The 16,740-nt window shown below is 42.2% G+C and carries 15 protein-coding genes and 1 pseudogene; 1 reads left to right on the top strand and 15 read right to left on the bottom strand.

Annotation, left to right across the window (positions count from 1 at the left end; genetic code table 11):
* Window positions 1–56: 56 nt before the first annotated feature.
* The 14 genes from MP387_RS03490 to MP387_RS03425 form a co-directional block, all read right to left on the bottom strand.
* Entirely contained in the window at window positions 57–2,216 is a 2,160-nt protein-coding gene (locus MP387_RS03490; protein ID WP_242747721.1) for a LicD family protein, read from the bottom strand.
* 21 nt (window positions 2,217–2,237) lie between these two features.
* The gene (locus MP387_RS03485; protein ID WP_242747719.1) at window positions 2,238–3,206 is read right to left on the bottom strand and encodes a glycosyltransferase family 2 protein; all 969 of its coding nucleotides are present in this window, start codon (window positions 3,204–3,206) and stop codon (window positions 2,238–2,240) included.
* Window positions 3,203–4,039, bottom strand: coding sequence for a LicD family protein (locus MP387_RS03480; protein WP_242747717.1), 837 nt, complete (start codon window positions 4,037–4,039; stop codon window positions 3,203–3,205). Before MP387_RS03480 ends, MP387_RS03485 begins: the two co-directional genes overlap by 4 nt.
* 143 nt (window positions 4,040–4,182) lie before the next feature.
* Complete coding sequence (locus MP387_RS03475; RefSeq protein WP_242747715.1) at window positions 4,183–5,478, bottom strand: LCP family protein; 1,296 nt, start codon at window positions 5,476–5,478, stop codon at window positions 4,183–4,185.
* Window positions 5,475–6,323: a prephenate dehydratase gene (pheA, locus tag MP387_RS03470; RefSeq protein WP_242747712.1), complete on the bottom strand. Its 849-nt coding sequence runs from the start codon at window positions 6,321–6,323 to the stop codon at window positions 5,475–5,477. Before pheA ends, MP387_RS03475 begins: the two co-directional genes overlap by 4 nt.
* On the bottom strand, window positions 6,320–6,796 hold the full coding sequence (locus MP387_RS03465) for a shikimate kinase (RefSeq protein WP_242747710.1): 477 nt from the start codon (window positions 6,794–6,796) through the stop codon (window positions 6,320–6,322). Before MP387_RS03465 ends, pheA begins: the two co-directional genes overlap by 4 nt.
* Complete coding sequence (gene aroA / locus MP387_RS03460) at window positions 6,789–8,072, bottom strand: 3-phosphoshikimate 1-carboxyvinyltransferase (protein ID WP_242747708.1); 1,284 nt, start codon at window positions 8,070–8,072, stop codon at window positions 6,789–6,791. Before aroA ends, MP387_RS03465 begins: the two co-directional genes overlap by 8 nt.
* A gap of 90 nt (window positions 8,073–8,162) precedes the next feature.
* On the bottom strand, window positions 8,163–8,501 hold the full coding sequence (locus MP387_RS03455) for a YlbF/YmcA family competence regulator (RefSeq protein WP_000065971.1): 339 nt from the start codon (window positions 8,499–8,501) through the stop codon (window positions 8,163–8,165).
* 10 nt (window positions 8,502–8,511) lie between these two features.
* Window positions 8,512–9,615: a prephenate dehydrogenase gene (locus MP387_RS03450; protein WP_242747706.1), complete on the bottom strand. Its 1,104-nt coding sequence runs from the start codon at window positions 9,613–9,615 to the stop codon at window positions 8,512–8,514.
* Window positions 9,616–9,624: 9 nt separating this feature from the next.
* On the bottom strand, window positions 9,625–10,791 hold the full coding sequence (aroC, locus tag MP387_RS03445) for a chorismate synthase (protein ID WP_242747704.1): 1,167 nt from the start codon (window positions 10,789–10,791) through the stop codon (window positions 9,625–9,627).
* Window positions 10,792–10,800: 9 nt separating this feature from the next.
* Window positions 10,801–11,868, bottom strand: coding sequence for a 3-dehydroquinate synthase (aroB, locus tag MP387_RS03440; RefSeq protein ID WP_242747702.1), 1,068 nt, complete (start codon window positions 11,866–11,868; stop codon window positions 10,801–10,803).
* An 18-nt stretch (window positions 11,869–11,886) separates the two neighbouring features.
* Complete coding sequence (locus tag MP387_RS03435) at window positions 11,887–12,741, bottom strand: shikimate dehydrogenase (RefSeq protein WP_242747700.1); 855 nt, start codon at window positions 12,739–12,741, stop codon at window positions 11,887–11,889.
* Window positions 12,731–13,408, bottom strand: coding sequence for a type I 3-dehydroquinate dehydratase (gene aroD, locus MP387_RS03430; protein ID WP_000767778.1), 678 nt, complete (start codon window positions 13,406–13,408; stop codon window positions 12,731–12,733). Before aroD ends, MP387_RS03435 begins: the two co-directional genes overlap by 11 nt.
* Window positions 13,405–14,568: a class I SAM-dependent rRNA methyltransferase gene (locus tag MP387_RS03425; protein ID WP_242747698.1), complete on the bottom strand. Its 1,164-nt coding sequence runs from the start codon at window positions 14,566–14,568 to the stop codon at window positions 13,405–13,407. Before MP387_RS03425 ends, aroD begins: the two co-directional genes overlap by 4 nt.
* A gap of 272 nt (window positions 14,569–14,840) precedes the next feature.
* On the opposite strand from MP387_RS03425, the gene MP387_RS03420 reads away from it, so the two are divergent.
* Window positions 14,841–16,289 carry an alpha-amylase gene (locus MP387_RS03420; protein ID WP_242747696.1) on the top strand — a complete coding sequence of 483 codons (1,449 nt, stop codon included), beginning with the start codon at window positions 14,841–14,843 and terminating at the stop codon, window positions 16,287–16,289.
* A 90-nt stretch (window positions 16,290–16,379) separates the two neighbouring features.
* On the opposite strand, the pseudogene MP387_RS03415 reads toward MP387_RS03420, so the two are convergent.
* Window positions 16,380–16,694, bottom strand: a pseudogene (locus tag MP387_RS03415) (DHHA1 domain-containing protein); the annotation flags it as partial.
* Window positions 16,695–16,740 lie beyond the last annotated feature (46 nt).

Here is a 16,740-nt window from a genome sequence, read left to right as displayed (position 1 = left end):
GGTTCTATTCTCCTAAATTTGACTATATTTTTAAACGTTTCTTAATCCCAATCCCGTCATTTAGACCTTTTAACAATCTTCCATAATTTAAAATCATGATGAGATACTCTTTGTTCAACCGGTGGCAATTGCATATAGTCTCCGTAGTCTGAGGTCAAAATTTCATGATAATTTTTCGGAATGGTAAATTCCTTACCTTCAAATGTTCCAGTAGTAACTTGTTCCAGCCATTCACGTCTCCACACTGGTTTGTTCATATCCTTGTAGATAAGATAATCCACCTGCTCATAATCTGAGACTTTACGGGATTTTGCAAGCTCTTCAATCTGGGCAACGTATTTGTTCGTATTGGTGAAATAGAAAATAATAATTGACACATAACGTAGCAGTGAATTCAGTACACTTTTCGTATTGGTAATGCCTTTAAAGGTATAGCAACTCAATTGACGTTTCTTTATCAGTTTCGTCATCTTGTTTTTAAATTGTACGTCATCCTCGTAGCCATCTACAGGGAAAATATCTACATAGATTCCCATATTCGAATCGATGCGAACATCTTCTTCCAGCAAGTAGGTATGGTTATCCTGCACTTTCATGAAGGGATAGACATAGTTGAGATTGTTTTTATAAGACATGACCTCGTAACGTTCATCACGGTTAGCGATAAGGTAGTCTTGCAACTTTTCATAATCTTCTCGTAACATGCAGATATCCATGTCATCATCCCAAGGGATAAATCCTTGATGGCGAACAGCACCAATTAGACTTCCATATGCTAAGAAATACTTGACACCAATTTTCTGACAAACTTCATGAATATACTCCATGATTCCAAGTTCCATCTGTTGAATTTCATTGATGTCTGTTACTTCTTGGTACCGAACTCCTTCATCTCGTTTGCAGACTACGAGTCCATAGCCAATCGCTAGCCAGAAGATGATATTAATAAAGTTGGTTGAATACATAATCTGACTTTCAAATAATTGACCAAACAAGATACCAAAGAATAGGATCATGATCAATTTATCAGTATTTTTCTTGGAAACAATCAAATACGTTAAAAAGCGCTTGACGACATAAGCCAGTACAAGAAGGAAGGATACCAAACCTAGAACTCCCGAACTGACAAATATGGTCACAAAAATGTTATGGAAATTCCCACCGATAAGGGAGTTTTGAATCTCAAATTTACTGAAATATTCTGTGTAGTAATCTGGAACATTTCGTACACCATAACCAAAAATTGGTTTGGCACTTCCCATCTTGATGGCATTTTTCCAGATATAGGTTCTACCACTTGGTGTTGTTTCGATTAGATGGAGCTCACCGTTTTTCTTAGTAACAGATGAATCTGTCTCAGCATAGGATTGTCCATTGTTTAAATCTAAGACAGTCGCAGTTTCAGATGAGATATAGATTGAAGTTATATAGCTTAATCCAATATTAGTTGCAGTAATCAGCAAACCAGCAACTATAAAAGTGAGGAATCGTTTAACGATACTTCCTCTAGTAGCAAAGAAACTATAGAGTCCAATCATGAGAAGTAAAGAAAGTAAGGCTCCTCGACTTTGCATCGTAGCAAAGTAAACGAATTGAATCACATTATTCAGTTTAAGATAAACAGAATATTTACTTCCTTTATGGATCAAATACATAGCCAAAATAATGCTAATGTATGAAAATATCGCACTAGCATTTGGATTGACAATCCCCCACAGACGACCATTCATGACACCATAGTAATAAGATTGTTCGCCAATCTTAAATAGGATAAGGACTCTACTTATCAATAAACCAAACGCAAAAATTGCTGAAGAAAAAGATACAATTTGAACCGTATAGGCAATCCAGTCAAATAATTTTTTAAATTGCCCTGATTGTAACATGGTAAATAATAAAACATAGGTTACCATGAAGAGAATTTCAATCACATTTCCAATCAGATGTCCAGAGCGATTGAAAATAGCTGATAGCAGATGACTTCCAGCTAAGAGTCCAAATAAGGATAGAAATTTGCGATCTGCTGTGATTTCTTTCCACTTAAACAATAAGGTATAGCAAATATAAAGCACTACAATTGCTGATAATCCCTTGTAGAGGGGATTTGCTATCTTATAAACCAGTGAACTCATACTTAAAATCGAAATGAAAACAAATAGATATGCAATCCATAGTTTTGATTTTTCAAAGTATTCATCCATTTTTGAAAAATTCATTTTCAACTCCTTCTCATGATATTAGTTTTTTAATCCAACAATTTTCTTATATAGCCATGGAGAAATGACAAGTGAAAGGATCGCTACCTTGCGAAAAGTGGTGAAATAAGCATCTTTCCATATTTCGCGTCGGTGCTGAACAATCCAAGTTCTCAGCTCGGCTTTCTCCTTTTGATACTCTTCACGTGAAGTAAAGATAATTTTATCGTAAACTGTGATGTACGACCAACATTCTCTATTTTTTAATTCGTATTTTAAATTAGGGAAGGCTTGTGAAACTTGAGCAATTATTTGCTTATAAACTTCTATTGTGTCAAATACATGTCGATTAACAGATGTTGTTGCACTTCCCTCACGATGATCATAATAATAAACAGGTTTGTCAATAAATACGCAACTGCATCTTGTCTTTAGTAGCAATTCAGTTAAAAACAAGGCATCTTCAGCTAGGTGATAATTGGTATTAAACTTTTCACCCGCAAGCAGGTCTCTCTTAAACAGTTTTGCGACTGGAAAAAATGATGTTCTGGTAGTCATCAGTAGTTCCTTCATGGTTTCTTCTGTTGACCAGAGTTCTGTTTTTCCTGAATGTGAAGGTAGGTCTGTTACAATTCCGTTTTTGATATGGTGCAGAGGAGCAATTACAAAGCCTACATTCAACCCTTCAGCTGCACTTGCTAAAGTAGCTAGGTAATCCTGGGTAACGAAATCATCGCTATCAATAAAGGTAACCCAAGAACCCGTTGCTAGCTGAATTCCCATATTTCTAGCATTTGAAACACCAGCATTTTCGATATGATAAACCTTGATATTCTCATACTGAGACGCTAAGTAATCACAGATCTGTCCACTGGAATCAGTAGAACCATCATTGATTAGGATTAACTCAAAATGGGCATAAGTCTGTTGAAGAATCGACTCCACACATCGCTCCAGATAGGCTTCTACATTGTAGACTGGAACGATAACGCTTATTTTTTCTCCCATCATGCTCCATATTCTCCCTTGTACTCTGTGTAACTCTTGTCCATGTCTGCTATAATGGCATCATGATGCGGTACTTGCTTGTCCGCTGGTGGCGGTGTCATATAATCCCCAAAAGCAGTGCTGAGATAGGCATCATAACCGACTGGGATGGGCATCTCAGTTCCTTCAAATGGCAAGAAGAGATTGTCCTCAAAGGATGCGATTGGGTATTTGTTTCGCATGTAGCCGGGACCTGAGCATAATTCCGTGATTCCATCGCTCTCAGCCAGACTATACTTGGTCATTTCTTTTTCAGCTTTTTTCCAAATGCGATAACGTAGAGATTTTGGAGTCAGGCCGAGTAAGATGCGACTTCCCCATTTCATGACTGCTCCATGCTTTTCTGGGACAGTTTGGGCACAAAAGAGGGAATAAATCAAAGCCCAACGAACCTGTTTCTTACGCTCAGACGGATTTTTAGGATAATAATCCAAAGGTAAAACATCCAAGGCCAAACCGTGTGGCAAATCCAAATCCTTCTGATAAGGCTTGATACAAGTGGTTTCCTTATCACGAATAGTAATAAAAAGGTTACGGTCTACAAAATCCTTGTTACTCTTTGACAAGAAATAACGCTCGTCTGCATAACGTGGCCACAGTTCTACTAATTTTTCATAGTCCTTGCGAGGCATGAAGAAGTCTAGATCATCATCCCAAGGAATGAAACCTTTATTACGAAGGGCGCCAATGGCTCCTCCACCACAGAGATAGCACAACAAATCATGTTCTTTACAAAATGCGACGAAATATTCAGCCATTTCCAGACTACGAGCCTGAATCGCTTTCAAATCACTCATGTCTCTCCTCTTCTGTCCAATAACGAGTTATATCGTTTTATTATACCATAAAAACGCCCTAAAAATCCATCAGATACTAAGAAAAATCAAAGCCTAAACCACTTTTTCACTGGTGATTCAAACTTTGATTTTTTTATAGTATTCTATCTCATTCCCATTTGGGCGAGTTTGGTCTGGTATTTATTTTGATCAACTAGAAGTCCTTGTCCACCATAGATATCATAAGCGTCTACCCAGTCACCAAGTTCTGGGACGGTGAGTCTTTCAATGCCATTTTGAGCACCTTCTAGGACAGATAAGCCATTGGTCAACAAGAAGCTATATGGTAGATTTGTTGATGTCATGCCAAAGACTTTTCCAAGTGCCTCAGAACCTGTGAAGAGTTTGGTTGGATCTTTAATCTGCTCAAGAACGGCTGACATGACTTGTTGCTGACGTTTGGTACGGCCATAGTCTCCCTCATCGTCATCACGGAAGCGAGCATAGTTCAGCAAGGTGGATCCATTCATCTGCTGTTTTCCAACTTTGATAGTTTGAGTTGGGGACTCTGTCTCTGTTGCATGAAGGTCATCTCCAACTGTTGCTTCTGTTAGAGGTTGACCATTCAATGTTGAGAATTGAGCATCAATCGTTACTCCGTCAGGGAAGAGGGTATCAATAGCTGTTGCAAAGGCCTGGAAGTCGACTAGAGCATAGTACTTAATATCCAAATCAAAGTTGTCTTTTAGAACCTTGCGGACCAATTCAGCCCCTTTTTGCCCTTCTTGTTCCCCAAGTTCATAAGCAACATTGAGTTTGTTATCCGTTTGTTTCTGGCCATTTACAATCTTACTATAGCCGTCGATATAGACTAAGTTATCACGCATAAAGCTGACTAGCTTGATCTTCTTATCTGATCCACTGACATTCAGTACCATGATTGTGTCGGTACGGGTCTCCGCACTATTTTGACCGATACGGCCATCTGTCCCCATGACAAGGATATTCACGCCATCTTTGGTATCCTGACCGTTAAAGACCTCTACTTGAGCCGCCTTGGCGTCAGCTGGTTTATTTGTTGGATTGGCTGCTGACTGGAACCCTCGAAGAAACATAAAAATCATCCCTGCAACCACACAGGTAATCAACAGCAAGAACCAAGTCAATATTCGTTTGAAGCGAATTCTTCTCTTTTTCTTTTTGACTTTAGGTTGAGGAGCTACCTTTTCACGTTTCTTAGACCGGCTTCTACTGCCATAAGTCGGAAGATCAATATCTCTACCCCAAGATTCTTCTTTTTCTTCTTGGTAGAAATGGTGAACTTCAGAGTTGGGACCTGCCATTTTCTGTTGCAGATAATCAAACTCCCTCCGTTCACGGTCGTTGAGGTAATGAATATTTTTGAAGAGATAGTCATAACGTAACTGCTCGTGATGACTTAAAGGATTTTCTTTGCTCATTGACTCTCCTTTTCTAAATCAGTTATGGTAAAAATTGGGTAGGTTCCCAATATCTTGTGCTGGATTCCAATGGCCTCTAGCTCTTGTCTAGCAAAATGAACCAGTTCTTTGTCACTATAGTCTACATCGATAATGAAAAAGTATTCTCCCAAGGCTGTTTTAAGGGGGCGACTTTCAATCTTTGTTAAGTCAATCCCTCTCCAAGCAAAAGTCGAAAGTGCCTTGTAAAGAGCACCAGGTAGGTTGTCTGGTAAGGTCAAGGCCAAACTCATTTTTTCAGCTTGCGAGTTCAAAGGAATCTTCGGTATCTCTGCCCCTAACACCCAAAAACGTGTGAAATTGGCTTCCATTTCCTGAATATCCTCTGCAATTAATTCCAAGCCATATTCTTCAGCTGAACTTCTAGGAGCAATTGCTGCATAAGGCTGATCTGGATGTTCCGAAATAAAGCGAGCTGCATAGGCGGTACTGGCGGTTATCTCAATTTTAGCCTCTGGATAGTGTTTGTCGATGAATTTCTTTCCTTGAGCCAGAGCCTGAGGATGAGAAAAAATTTTCTCAATTTTTGACTGACCTGGAACCACCATTAACTGCTGGTGAATGGGTTGAACAATTTCTGCAACTGCTTGGATGCGAGCCTGGTGAAAAAGGTAATCCAAACTTTCATGTACACTACCTTCAATGGAGTTTTCAACTGGTACCACAGAATAGTCCACCAAGCCTTGCTCATAGGCCTTGATAACATCAGTGATATTGGCAAAAGCCTGCAATTCCTCATGAGGAAAAGCTGTCTGCACAACATGATGCGAAAAAGATCCCTTGGGACCTAGATAGGCAATTTTCATCTCAGTTCCTCTATAATTTTTTCTGGGCTTAGCTTGGTCACATCTAGAACCCGACTGGCTACTTCCTCATACCAAGCCTGTCTTTCTTGGAAAATAGCTGCCAGCTCTTCCTTGCTATTATTTAGAAACAGCGGGCGCTGATTGTCCTTATCAGCTGCGATACGTTGGTAGAGGGTTTCAAAATCTGCTTTTAGGTAGATGTTATCAGGATTGGTTTTGAGCAAGTCACGATTTCTCTGAGAAATGACAACTCCTCCGCCAGTTGACACAACTCGGTCCGTTTTTAGTAAGTCAGCTAGGATTTCTGACTCTACTTGACGAAAGGCCACTTCTCCTTTTTCAGCGAAAAAATCCGCAATGGACATACCCAAACGTTCCTCGATTAAGGCATCCATATCGATGTAGTCTGGGGCCAATCCTCTAGCGATTGTCGACTTGCCTGCCCCCATAAATCCGAGTAATACCTTAGCCATGAATCAAGCTCTCCAAATCATCAAAGAAGCTAGGATAGCTGGTATTGATGGCTTCAGCACGATCAAGTTCCACTTCTCCATCCGCAACCAAGAGGGCTGCGATGGCTGTCATCATTCCGATTCGATGGTCACCAAACGTATTGACTCTAGCGCCATGAAGGATTGATTTCCCTTTGATAACCATTCCATCTGTAGTAGGTGTGATATCCGCCCCCATGCTATTTAAGGCATCTGCCACCACTTGAATGCGGTCGGTTTCCTTGACCTTGAGTTCCTCAGCATCCTTAATGACTGTTTCACCTTGCGCTTGGGTCGCTAGAAGGGCAATAATAGGCAATTCATCAATCAAGCGGGGAATCAAGGCTCCACCAATCTCTGTTCCTTTCAGGTCTGAAGACTCGACAGTCAGGGTTGCTGATTTAGCAACTGGGTCAATTTCAGTTATTTCCAATCTTCCTCCCATGGCACGAATGACATCAATAATACCAGTACGAGTTTCATTGATGCCCACATTCTGCAGTACTACACGAGAGTTTGGAACAATCAAACCAGCGACCAACCAAAAGGCTGCACTGGAAATATCTCCTGGAACAACTACCTTTTGTCCGATCAGTTTTTGTGGTCCTTGAACTGTGATTTTCTTGCCTTCTACACTTAAATGGCCACCAAATTGTTGCAACATATCTTCGGTGTGGTTACGAGTACATTCTTTCTCGATAATAACGGACTCCCCCTGAGCCTGCAAGGCTGCAAATATCAAGGCAGACTTGACTTGAGCAGAGGCAATTGGCAACTCATAGTGAATCGGTTTTAAATTTTTCGTCCCTTTTAAGCGAAGAGGGGGCAGGTCTCGCTCCGTTTGCCCCGAAATGCTAACCCCCATTTTTTTCAATGGAATCGTCACACGATCCATAGGACGTTTAGAAAGACTGTCGTCTCCGAACATCTCTACTTCGAAGTCTGCACCAGCAAGGACACCTGAAATCAGGCGAATCGAGGTGCCAGAATTCCCCATATCCAAGGCATTTTGTGGCGCTTTTAAGCCATCCATTCCAACACCTTGAATGGTAATAACCCCATCTTTATCCTCAATTTCAACACCAAGGTCACGAAAAACCTGCATGGTTGAGAGCACATCCTCTCCACGCAGAATATCATAAACCTTAGTCTCTCCCTCAGCCAAACTACCAAAAATAATCGAACGGTGGCTGATAGACTTATCACCTGGAACCCGGATACTGCCATGTAAGTGGCGAATATTTGTTTTTAGTTTCATAGTTGACCTCATACTTGCAATACTTTTTCTTATTTTATCACAAAAAAGCCAGAAATTCCTGAAATTTCTGGCTTTTATACAGATAAAATACTATTTCAATAATTCTGAAACAGGTTCAAAGACAATTTTTTCAATGTCTGAAAGGTAAATAGACAATTGTTGCTGTTTAGCAAAGAAATCTGACAAAAGAGCGTTCTCTTGGATTTGCTTACTGAAGGACTGCATCTTTTCTTGGAAAGAGGCGTCTGGCATTTGTCCCGTTTGCGCCATGACTTGGATTTCTTGCTGGAAGGCGATATAGTCTGCAAAAATCTTGCTAGCTTGTTCATCAGCTTGGATAGCATCTTTTGCTGCCTTAACCGCCTTGTATTCTGGTAATTCGCGTAACCCGCGACTGAGTTCATTTGCACTATCGTAAATATTTGACATGATTTTCTCCTTATTTGATGACGACTGTGTAGTCCGTATTTTCTGTAATTAAGCGCTCGGCTCGTTCTAAATCTTGAGCATTTTTAAAGGAAATTTGTAGAATCCCGTGAACATCCTCACGGTTTTCTTCGTTGATGTGGATATTAACCAAAGAAGTCCCACGAAGTAATTCCAAAATTCGCAAGATGACATCTTCTTCATCGGGAACATCGACATAGAGGTCGTAAGAACTATCCACACCACCACGCTTATGGATTTCCATGGCCTGACGTTGCTCACGTGCTTGGTTGAAAAAGTTCCAGATTTGCTCTTCATCTCCCTTGCTGATGGCTTGTCCAACCTCATCTAGGCGCTCCTTGAAATCCTCAATTCGATCTAGGATAGTCTCACGATTGGACAAGAGAATGGAAGTCCACATACCTGGCTCGCTTTCCGCAATTCGGGTCATATCTCGAAATCCACCCGCCGCAAAGCGCCTTGCCATTTCATGATCTTGAGCATAAACTGCTGTCTGCTCCATGAGGCTGGAAGCCAGAATATGAGGAAAATGACTAATCTGAGAAGTCACCCGATCATGCTCCTTGGCATCAATCTCGATAAAACGAGCATGAAGACCTGAAAGCAGATCTTTCATTTCCTCAAGTGTGTCAGGACTTGTCTGGCTCGAAGGTGTGAAGATATAGTAGGCATTTTCAAAGAGATTAACATCCGCAGAGGCAGCCCCTGTCTTGTGGCTACCAGCCATGGGATGAGCCCCGATAAAGCGGACAGGCTTGCCAGCCAAATACAGCTCCGCCACATCCACGATGGCTGACTTGGTTGAGCCCGCATCCGAGATAATGACGTTTTCCTTCAAATCTAAGTTTGCCAGTTCCTTAATAAAAGCAATGGTCTGTTTGATTGGCAAGGTCAGAATGATGACATCTGCTAGGGGAGCGAAACTGGCAAAATCATCCGTCGCACGGTCTATCATGCCTTTTTTCAAAGCAATGTCTCTCGAATCCTGGCTACGATTGTAACCTAGAATTTCATAATCAGGATGATCACGCTTGATACCGAGTGCCATCGAGGCACCAATCAAACCAAGACCTGCGATATAGATTGTTTTTGCCATAGGAACTCCTTAATAGTTCTTTGTATAGTCTCGGTGTTTGGCTACCGCTTCTTTTAGTTCCTCAAGATTATCTGATGAGAATTTTTCAAGGATTTCTTGAGCCAGAACCGTAGCCACAACGGCTTCCATAACCACACCTGCTGCTGGAAGAGCGGTCGGATCACTTCTTTCAACAGTTGCCTTGTAAGGTTCGTGGGTTTCGATATCCACACTCATAAGTGGTTTGTAAAGAGTGGGAATGGGTTTCATAACTCCACGAACAACAATTGGTTGCCCATTGGTCATACCACCTTCAAAACCACCTAGATTATTGGTACGGCGAGTATAGCCATCTTCTTTAGACCAGAGAATTTCATCCATAACCTGGCTGCCTTTTCGGTAACCAGCTTCAAAGCCAAGACCAAATTCCACTCCTTTAAAGGCATTGATAGAAACAACTGCTTGAGCCAATCGCGCATCCAATTTTCTGTCCCATTGGACATAGGAACCAAGACCAACTGGAACGCCTCCGACGACTGTCTCCACAACCCCACCGATGGTATCACCGTCACGCTTAATTTGGTCAATATAGTCCTTGATTTCCTGTTCCCGCTCTTGGTTGACAATAGAGACTTCAGACCGGGCAGCTCGTTCTTTAATCTCCGCAACTGTCAGATTTTCAGGTACATCGATTTCCTTGCCACCAAAGACCACGACATGGTTGGCAATCTCCATATCCAGTTCAGCTAAGAGACGTTTGGCTACTGCTCCAACTGCTACTCGCATGGTTGTTTCACGAGCTGATGAACGCTCCAAAGAATTTCGCAAATCGTCAAAACGGTACTTGATGCCCCCAACCAAATCGGCATGACCGGGACGTGGATGGGTGATTTTTCGTTTGCTTTTAAGGCGGTCTTCAATGTCCTCCGCAGACATGATATCCAACCATTTTTGATGGTCCTTATTGATGACATCCATGGTAATGGGAGCCCCTGTCGTCTTCCCGTGGCGAACGCCTGATGTAAAGACAACCTGGTCACTCTCAATCTTCATACGACCACCACGACCGTAGCCACCCTGACGGCGTTTAAGGTCGTCATTGATGTCCTCTACTGTCAAAGGAAGTCCAGCGGGAATTCCTTCAATGATAGCTGTCAGACGGGGGCCGTGTGATTCTCCTGCAGTTAAATATCTCATACGTTCTCCTTATTTTACCAAGTAGTCTTTCATCTCTTCCAGAGAAACTGGGTGAATGGTCGCTGAACCAAGCTCTGGTACCAAGACCAATTTCAAGGTGTTACCACGTGCCTTCTTGTCATGAGTCAAAGCTTGATAAAGCTTGTCAACATCCCAGTTTTCATAGTCAACAGGTAGTCCAAATTTCTGACACATCTCTGTAATGGACTGGGTTATGCCAGCTGGCATAAGGCCTTTTCCCTCAGCAACCTTAGAAATCTGCACCATTCCCATAGCCACAGCCTCACCATGCATGACCTTGCCATAACCGGCCGTTGCTTCGATAGCATGACCAATAGTGTGACCAAAATTGAGGTAAAGGCGAACACCATTATCCAACTCATCCTCAACCACCATCTTGCGCTTAACCTGACAAGAATGTTCAACCAAAGTCTCTGCATGCACCAGTATGCTCTCAACAGAGCCATCTAGTTCCGTCAAGAGAGCCCAAAGTTCTGGATCCTCAATCAAGCCGTACTTAATAACCTCACCCATCCCTTCAATCAGCTCTCTTTTTCCGAGTGTTTCAAGGACAAGCGGGTCAATCAGAACCCCATCTGGTTGGGCAAAAGTTCCCACCATATTTTTAGCAAAAGGAGTATTGACACCTGTCTTTCCACCGATAGAAGAATCAACTTGGGCAGTCAAACTAGTCGGAATCTGAACAAAATGAATGCCTCGCATATAGGTAGAGGCTACGAAACCAGCCAGGTCCCCAACGACACCACCGCCAAGAGCCACAATCCCATCGCTACGAGTCAGACCTTGCTTGACTAAAAATTCATAAACCTTCTGAACAGTTGTTAAATTTTTTCGTTCTTCGCCTTCTAAAAAGTCAAAAACAGCTACCTGAAAACCAGCATCTTCTAGGCTGAGTTTAACCTTCTCTGCATAGAGAGAAGCTACATGGTTGTCTGTTACAATGACTACCTTTTGAGGTTGCCAGAGTTCTCGCAACCATTGACCAGCTTGCGATAGACAACCTTTTTCAATCTCAATATCATAAGGATGATGCGGAATATCGATTCTGATTTTCATAGTAGGGTCTCCTTTTCACTATTTATATTTTTCTGTTAAGGACTGCCAAATCTCGTCTGTCGGCATTTCTTTACCTGTCCACAGTTGAAAAGCTTCAGCAGCTTGATAGAGCAACATTCCTAGACCATTGACAGCTGAATTGCCCTGACTTCTAGCCCATTTCAAAAATGGGGTCTCAAAGGGTTGGTAAATAATATCTGCCACCAAGAGAGCCTCTGGCAAATTGATGCTTTCTGGAACGGGGGACGACTGGCCATCCATCCCTACACTGGTCGCATTGACGAGCAGGTCCGACTCGGCAATCCTTGATTGCAGCTCAGAAATATCTTCTAAAGCATACAAGTCCACTTTAAAACCTGTTTGCTCCTGCAACTTGTCTAGGTAAGGTCTTGTTTTTTCCGTAGAAACTGAACGAACAAAAACTGAAATCTGACTGGCCCCGTCCAAAATGGCTTGTGCCAAGATTGATTTGGCCGCACCACCTGCACCCAAAATGGTCATTGTTTTACCTGAAATTGTAAAAGAAGGCAAGCTCTTAAAGAATCCCTTGCCATCTGTATTATATCCAATTAAAGTGCCATTATGATTGACTACAGTATTGACTGCCCCAATCAAACGAGCTTCATCACTCAACTCATCCAGATGAGGAATCACTTGCTCCTTGTAAGGCATAGACAGGTTGATGCCAAACATCTGGTAACGGCGAATATTGGCGACTGTTTCTGCCAAGTCACCCGCTTCAATCTCCCAAGCTATATAGGCACCATTAATAGCTGTCGCCTCAAAGGCCCTATTGTGGATAAAGGGTGAAATAGAGTGTTTGATGGGATTGGCAACAACTGCAGCTAAACGTGTATAGCCATCAAGCTTCATCCAAAATCTCCCTGATTTTCTTCATGTTTGATAGCGAAATCTGACCTGGGGCACTCGCTTCATCCAGACTAGCAAATGACCAACTTGAACCCGTCACATCTGAAGTGATACGGGATACCTTGCCCATTTTCCCCATGGAAATGGTCACGTACTCTTGCTCAGGGTTGAGTGTTTTAAATCCTCGAGTGTAATTCATCAGGTCTAAAACATCCTGCTCCGTATGGGCCATAACTGATACCTTGACCACTTTCGGAGAGAGACTGGTCAACTCAGACAGGATTTCCATCATGTTTTCAGGTGTCTCCTGGAAATTATGATAGCTCAATACGAGATTTGGAAAATCCAACATTTCCTCAAAAACGTCCTTGTAGCTGAAATACTCGAAATCTACATAATCCGGCTGATAAAGCTGAGTAACTTCCTTGATGATTTGAACATACTCTTCTGAGGAAAGTTCGATTTCTCCTCCCTCAGCGCGAGTCCGAAGGGTAAAGACAAGTTCCCGTCCTGCAAACTTCTCAAATATAGCAGGTGCTACCTGTAAAATAGCGTCCTTTGTAAGAAAGTCCGCACGCCACTCAATGATATCGGCATCTTCATACCTAGTGGCATCCAGTTCTTGCGCTTCTTCTAAACTTCTTGGCATTACTGAAACGATTAATTTCATCTACTAACCTTCATACTAATCACCTTGAGGTAATTACTGCTTTCATCTTTTTTATTATAGGCAAAGTCTGCTGGAAGACCGTATTGGTTCAAGACCTGATACCTTCTTCTTGCAAAACCTTTATCAATTTGTTCTGTAAATTTCTGGCGGGAAACATTGGCAGCATTGGTACTGGCAATGATAATCCCTCCCGGATTTAAAATCTCTAGACTCTGGGAAATCAACTTGCGATAGTCCTTAGCTACAGAGAATGTTTGTTTTTTATTGCGGGCAAAGCTCGGCGGATCAAGCACAATCACATCATAGGTCAAGCCTTTTCGCTTGGCATACTTGAAGTACTCAAAAACATCCATGACGATAAAACGGTGATTGTCCGTGCTGAGTCCATTTGCCTGAAAATGAGCTTCTGATAGCTCTCTGGACCGTTTGGCTAAGTCGACAGAAGTCGTCTCACTGGCGCCTCCCATAGCTGCAGCAACTGAAAAGGCCGCCGTATAGGAAAACATATTGAGCAAGGATTTGCCCATGGCTAGGCCGTCAACCAGACTCCCACGAACCTCATGCTGGTCTAGGAAAATCCCTGTCATCAAGCCATCATTCATAAAGACTTGATAGAGCACGCCATTCTCAAGAACAGTAAAATCATCTGGCGCTTCCTCACCATAAACATAGGCAGACTCGTAGTCTAGACCTTTAAAACGAATCTTCTCATAAGCCCCCAAGACCTCAGGAAAAACTTCCTTAAAAGCCTTTACGATTAGCTCACGAATTTGGTAAACAAAGGAGTTGTACCAAGAAAAGACAGCATAATCTCCATAGAGATCAATAGTCAGACCCCCAAAACCATCCCCCTCTTGGTTAAAAAGGCGAAAGGCAGTAGTCAAGTCATCTTGATAATAAGGCTTTCTAGCTTCCTTGGCCTTACAAAACAGAATTTCAAAAAAGGCTTGATTGAAACGAACCTTTTCCTTGCTGATGAACCAGCCGATTCCCTTGTTCTGCTGAGAAAGATAGGCGCTCCCTAAAAACTTCCCGTCTTGACTAAGAACTTCTACTGCCTGATCCGTCAGTTCAATATCTGTTAAATCACTTGCTTCCAAAAGAACTAGACCCTTAGCTAGCTTTTTTTCAACGCGTCTGCTGACCCTAATTCTATTCATAGCTACTATTATAGCAAATTTTGTGACAATTCTCAAAAAAGAAACCGTTTAACCATATGTACTTTAGTTTACTGAGTGTCATTTTTGTTAAAATAAGTATATGCCATTTACTTTTCCACCAAAACATCCTTTCCCTTATAATGGAAAGAGAGATTCTATTCGCTAAAAATAGACAAAAACAGAAATGAGTATAGAATCTTGCGCAAACGTTTGCCTAGTTCTAAACTTTATGGTAGAATAAAACACAACATTGATAAGCAAGAGGAAAAACAATGCAAAATCAGACACTTATGCAATACTTTGAATGGTATTTGCCTCACGACGGCCAACACTGGACGCGACTGACAAATGATGCAGAGCACTTAGCAAACCTGGGCATCAGCCATGTCTGGATGCCACCTGCCTTCAAGGCAACCAATGAAAAAGATGTCGGCTATGGTGTTTACGATCTTTTTGACCTAGGCGAATTTCACCAAAAAGGGACTGTCCGTACCAAGTATGGGTTTAAAGAAGACTATCTTCAAGCCATTCAAACTCTAAAGGCACAGGGAATTCAACCTATGGCCGATGTGGTGCTCAATCACAAGGCTGCTGCCGATCACATGGAAGCCTTTCAGGTTATTGAAGTGGACCCTGAGGATCGTACCCTTCAACTAAGCGAGCCCTTTACTATCAATGGCTGGACTCACTTCACCTTCGATGGTCGCCAAGATACCTACAATGACTTCCACTGGCACTGGTACCACTTCACAGGTACAGACTACGATGCCAAACGCCGTAAGTCTGGTATTTACCTGATCCAAGGAGACAATAAAGGTTGGGCCAACGAGGAATTGGTCGATAACGAAAACGGTAACTACGACTACCTCATGTATGCCGACCTAGACTTTAAGCATCCTGAAGTCATCCAAAACATCTATGACTGGGCTGACTGGTTCATGGAAACGACTGGTGTAGCTGGTTTCCGTTTGGATGCCGTTAAGCACATCGACTCCTTCTTTATGGGCAATTTCATCCGTGATATGAAGGAAAAATACGGTCAAGATTTCTATGTTTTTGGGGAATTTTGGAACCCAGACAAGGATGCCAATCTAGACTATCTCGAGAAAATAGAAGAACGTTTTGACCTTGTCGATGTTCGCCTCCACCAAAATCTCTTTGAAGCCAGTCGGGCTGGAGCAAGCTATGATCTTCGTGGCATTTTCACAGATAGCTTGGTTGAACTCAAGCCCGACAAGGCTGTCACTTTCGTTGATAACCACGATACTCAAAGAGGACAGGCACTCGAATCAACCGTCCAAGAATGGTTCAAGCCAGTAGCCTATGCCCTTATTCTATTACGCCAAAATGGCCTTCCATGTGTCTTTTACGGAGACTATTACGGCATTTCAGGGCAATTTGCTCAACAAGATTTCAGAGAAGTTCTTGATCGTCTCCTAGCCATCCGAAAAGACAGGGCCTATGGAGAGCAAACAGACTACTTTGACGATGCCAACTGTATCGGATGGGTACGTTCAGGCGCTGAAAATCAATCCCCAATCGCTGTTCTTATCTCAAATGACCAAGAAAACAGCAAGTCTATGTTTGTCGGGCAAGAATGGGCTAACCAAACCTTTGTAGATTTACTTGGAAACCACCAAGGTCAAGTTACAATTGATGAGGAAGGTTATGGAGAATTTCCAGTAGCAGCAGGTTCAGTCAGTGTCTGGGCAACAAAATAAACCTATCAGTTACAAGCCAGATCCAACCGGATTTGGCTTTTTTGCAATCACAAAAAGACCTACCCAAGTGGATAGATCCTGAATGTTTTCTTACAATTTACCTGCTACTGCCTCCAAGAGTTCTTGGATTTTCGCTTGGTTGCTTCCTCCTGCCATGGCCATGTCTGGTTTACCACCACCACGTCCATCGACGATTGGAGCCAATTCTTTGACAAGGTTTCCTGCATGCACATCTTTTGTCTTGCTAGCTACAAGAACGTTCACCTTGTCACCGATAGCTGCGACAAGAACAAGCACATCAGAGTAGTCTTTTTGTTTCCAGTTATCCGCAAAGGTACGAAGGGCACCTGCATCTGATACAGAAACTTGGCTTGCAATGTAACGGTGACCGCTGACTTCTTGAACTAATTAAAATTAAACATTAAAAATTCGTAAAATACCATTATTAAAG

It is taken from the genome of Streptococcus oralis (assembly GCF_022749195.1).
GTDB lineage: Bacteria > Bacillota > Bacilli > Lactobacillales > Streptococcaceae > Streptococcus > Streptococcus oralis_CI.
This window is presented reverse-complemented; position numbering and strand designations above follow the sequence as displayed.